Genomic DNA, 4,619 nt, shown 5'->3' with positions numbered 1-4,619 from the left:
CGGCCTGCCGCAGCACCCCAATGATCTGTTCCGGCTTCAAACGCTTCCCTGCCATCCCGACCTCCCTCAGGAGGCCAACTCTTCCATCAAACCCGGATCCAGTTCAGGGGCGCAGGTCAGTTTTCGACATCCAGCAGGGTGTTTCTATAGGGTTGTTTGTTCGAGGTTGTATCGATAAGTCTCCCGATTTGGATCTTCATCGTATTGATGTATTTGGAAGTCGCGAACATAAGTACAAAATAATCGGCGCGGCAACAGTACACTCGCTACCGCAGGCACTAATTCATCCAAATAGTCCGTTTTATTTGTTTGTCTCTCAGGACCAGACCTACCGAAGCGAGTTCGAGGCTATGGTACCATTGCAGGACGTCACCGAGAGCCATTCTGTCGGAGTTGTTACGGCGCGTGATAGCTTGACTATCGCCTTCACTCCTGAGGAGGTCTGGGATCGAGTCCAAGAATTCTCACGCCTTGGCGCAGAACAAGCGCGGGAGGTGTTTGCGCTGCGGGACGATGTCCGCGACTGGAAGGTTTCGCTCGCCCAGGCAGATCTGCGCTCTAGCCCGCTTTCGAAGGCACGAATTAAACCAATTCTTTATCGCCCATTTGATATAAGGTATACTTACTATACTGGACAGACTAAGGGATTTATTGGTCAGCCTGCAACCGCGATCATGTCACATATGATCGACGTGACGAACGTCGGCCTGATGACAACTCGAAAGATTGAGGTGGGAAATTTTGGTCATGCTATTTGTTCGAGGGTGATGACAGAGAGTCACTCAGTATCTCTAAAGGAGGTAAATTATCTTTTTCCTCTTTGGCTTTATCCTAGCCGGAGCGGACTCGCGATATCGTCCGAGAAGCGGCCAAATTTTAAGCCGCATTTTTTGCGGGCCCTTGCTCACGCACTGGGAGTCGAAGTTGCGGAGCCGCATAAATTCCCCCTTGGGATAACCCCTGATTTGCTCTTTAATTACGCATACGCAGTGCTGCACAGCCCAAACTATCGAACTCGCTTCGCGGATTTTCTAAGGATTGATTTTCCCCGCTTGCCGTTGATCGGTAATTATGAATTGTTGCGCGTCCTAGGTAGGATTGGCGGCGATCTTGTCGCCCTTCACCTATGTGAATCAGCTCAACTCGATCGACCTACAGTAGAATTTGTGGGTACAGGCTCCGCTCAGATTGAGAAGGTTTCGTGGTTGCGAGACACCGTCTGGGTGGACCGGGCGCTGAGGACCGGATTCTGCGGAGTACCGGAGGAGGTATGGAGCTTTCGAGTTGGTAGCTATCAGGTCTGCGAGAAGTGGCTAAAGGATCGCAGGGGTCGCACCCTCTCAGCTGACGACATCGTCCACTACCAGAAGATCGTCGTGGCGATTTCCGAAACGATCCGGCTTATGGGTGAGATCGACGAGGTTATCGAGGAGCATGGTGGGTGGCCTGGCGCCTTCGCCTCGCCGGAGGCCGAGGGGTGAAATGAGTGAGCCTCTCCCATCCACACAACAACACGGTCTGCGCCGTGCCGCCCCAGGACGTAGGCGGCTCCGCGCATGACGGTTACCGTCCAGGTCCTGTTCGATCACCCGCAGCACGAGATCGCCTCGCTGCTGCGCGACCGCCTCACGCGCTGCGCCAAGGCATCCCTGGTCGCGGGCTTCATGACCGTGGAGGGGATCGAGGCCATCGCAGCGCCGCTGCGCGCGCATCCCGGCAAGCTCGCCCACCTCGTCGTCGGTGCCGCCACCTGGCGGGCCTTCGACGCGCTGGACCGCCTGCTTGTGGCCGGCGTCGCGCCGACCGCCCTGCACGTCCATCTGGGGCATACGCGGCCAACCGGCACCAACAGGCACCCCTTCGCACGCTACCACCCCATGCTGCACAGCAAGGTCAATCTGCTCGACATGGGCGATGGCCAAGCCGCGGCCTTTGTGGGCTCCCACAACCTCACCGGCTTCGCCCTCCACGGCAAGAATGGCGAGGCCGGCGTGCTGCTGGAAGGCCCCGCGAACGCGCCGCAGTTTGTCGCGCTGCGCCAGCATCTGCATGAAGCCGTGCGCCAGGCGGTTCCCTACGACCCGGGCATGAAGGAAGCCTACGCGTGGTGGACAATGCAGTTCATCGACGGCCTCTACGCGGAGGCCAATGGCGACCTTCCCAAAGACGCCGAAAACATGCGGACCATCCTCGTCCTGGCTGCATACACCTGCGGCCGGCTGCCACGCCCCGGACAGATCATTTACTTCGAGATCCCCGAAGCGCTTGACCGCATCCAGTCCATGCAGGCCGAGGTGCACATCTACGTCTTTCCGACCCTGCCGCCGACGTCATCCCTGGCACTGGCGAGCCTGGGCACGGCGATCGCCCGGCTGTCGTGCAAAGTCGAAGGCATCGAGGCCGGGCGGGGCGGCATCGAGCTGCGCGCCGATTGGCATATCGAAAACCGCCGCCGCCCGGAGCTGAAGCCCACGGTCCTGCCGTTCCGCCCGACGCCCGCCTCCGGCATGCAGCAGGTTCGCGTCCGGGTGCAGGGCCCCGTCGCCGGTCAGTACGAGTATCTCTTCGATCCGGGGAAGATCGCCTGGGCGCCAATCTACGATCGGGAGGGCGCCCTGGTGGCAACGCCAGATGAAGAGAGCGCACGAGAGACCGAGCTCGCGTTGTTCGACACCCCGGCGCGGGTGGATGCGCCTTGGCAGCGTGTCCGCGGGCTGCAGCGCGCCAAGCCAGCCGGCTCCGACGCACGTCAACTCGCCCTTTGGGAGTCCACACCCGACTCTGAGGCGTTCATCTTGTTCTCGCCCAGGCGCCGGAAGCTGACGCCGCGGCGTGAGCGGTCCGAAAGGGCAGATACGCCATGACTGGGCCGATGTTTGTCTCGCTGGACTCGGCGGGAATGGCGGCGTGCATCGGCGGTGCCCAGGTTTCAGTCTGCTATGCGGCACCGGGGATCCAGCAAGAACCCGCCGAGGCCCTGGCCCGCCTGGCGAAGCGCCTCGATCCGGTGCTGATCACGGTGATTCTGGACTTCGATGAGCGCGTGATGCGCATGGGGTTTGGAGATCTCGCTGCTGTAGCGGTTCTCCGAGGCGCCGGGATCGCCGTGCGCTCAACCCCAGGGCTGCGCACCGGCCTCCTGGTGGTTGACGACGCGGGTTTCATCTTTACGCCCATTGCCCGGTACCTCGAGGCCGACCGGCGGGAGACCAAGGCTCCGAACGCGCTCCGCTTGTCTCCGGAGCAGGTGCGCGAAGCCCTCACTCGGCTTTCCCCGGCTGCCAAGGCGATCGCCGTGGCGATGGCGAGGACGCCCGAGGAACGGGAAAGGATCCAGGAGCAAGCCGTCGAGGTTCGGTCGGACGATATCCCGCCGACACAGTTTGCGGAGGTCAAGCAAAGCCTGAAGGATGCGCCACCGGCGAGCTTCGATGTCGCCCGCCAGGTCCGCGTCTTCGAGCCCTACCTGCAATACGTGGAACTGAATCTGACCGGCGCGGCCATTCAGCGCCGCAAGCTGGCGATTCCCAAGGTCATCCAGAACCTCGGAGCGGCGGAGGGAGCGCAGTCGAGGTTCAACACGACCTTTGACCTGATCGACCGCGAAAGCGAGCTGTCCTCAAAGCATATCGAGGATGCGCTGAAGGACATCCGGGACAATTTCACGCCCTCGCTCGGCAAGGACCACGGCCGTGTGCTGCTGAAGGCGCAGAAGCCATTGTTTGAGCAGCGGCTCGACGAACTGCGCGCCAAGCTGGAGGAATTCCAAGCCAAGGTGAGAGAGAAGCTGCAAGGCAGCCTCGATGCGTCCCGCGACGAGATCGTCGCCTATTACGTTCCAACGGTGTTGGCGAACCCGCCTGACAAATTCCGCGGGCAACTGCTGTCACCCAATCCCACCGATGACGACGCCCGCCGCTGGCTGCGGCAACAGTCGGAAAGTGTCATCCCGAAGGCGGACGAGCTGATCAAGAAGATGGAGCTCAAGCAGACCTACAAGGACGTCACGTTCGAGACCCTGAACAAGCAGGACTTCCTCCAGAGCCTTCGGGAGGCCTTTCCGGCTGTGGATTGGGACAAGGCATACAACGAGTTTCAGGCTGCAGGCGAAGCAGCATCGGCGGGTGCCCCGGGTGGCGATCGCGCTGAAATCGCCGTTCTGCCTTGATTCCTGGGATCCGTACTGTATCGGCCAAGGCAACAGGTCCGGAGAGAGTGGGCGGCGAGAGAGCCACCTTCCGCCCTCGCTGGCTCGGGCCGGTCAGCAGGCCTCCCCCGAAGACCCCAGGGAACCTGCCGCTTAGCGCGTCGGTCAGTTTCACGGAGAGCAGGACGCTCAGGGAAACTGTCGGAGCACCCGAGATTCGAATTTTCGGTACGCTGGCCGCCCGCCACCTCGGGGCCGAAGCGAGATTCTCGCTCTCCGATTTTTTCGTCGGGCGATGGAGATGCTGAATCCGAGCAGGGGAGCCGCGCCAGAGATGGCATAAAAACAAGACGTTAGACCCGAGTAGCCCTGGCTGGAATCGGCTTGTGATTGGCTGCGGCGCGAGGTGGTGTGATTCGTAGGTGTCCAGCTTGGGCTGGAGGCTTCGATGGCGTGGCGTCGTGGGCAGGCC

At 61.2% G+C, this 4,619-nt stretch carries 3 protein-coding genes; all 3 read left to right on the top strand.

The features are described 5' to 3' along the window. A partial coding sequence (locus LHA35_RS27845; protein ID WP_338051015.1) for a type ISP restriction/modification enzyme occupies window positions 1–1,481 on the top strand: 1,481 nt, incomplete at its 5' end. Between the two features lie 75 nt (window positions 1,482–1,556). Further along, entirely contained in the window at window positions 1,557–2,864 is a 1,308-nt protein-coding gene (locus LHA35_RS27840; protein ID WP_226614525.1) for a phospholipase D-like domain-containing protein, read from the top strand. A gap of 8 nt (window positions 2,865–2,872) precedes the next feature. After that, window positions 2,873–4,168, top strand: coding sequence for a Mic19 family protein (locus LHA35_RS27835; protein WP_226614524.1), 1,296 nt, complete (start codon window positions 2,873–2,875; stop codon window positions 4,166–4,168). Window positions 4,169–4,619 lie beyond the last annotated feature (451 nt).

Origin of the sequence: Roseicella aerolata, assembly GCF_020523605.1 — a bacterium.
Taxonomy (GTDB): domain Bacteria; phylum Pseudomonadota; class Alphaproteobacteria; order Acetobacterales; family Acetobacteraceae; genus Paracraurococcus; species Paracraurococcus aerolatus.
This window is presented reverse-complemented; position numbering and strand designations above follow the sequence as displayed.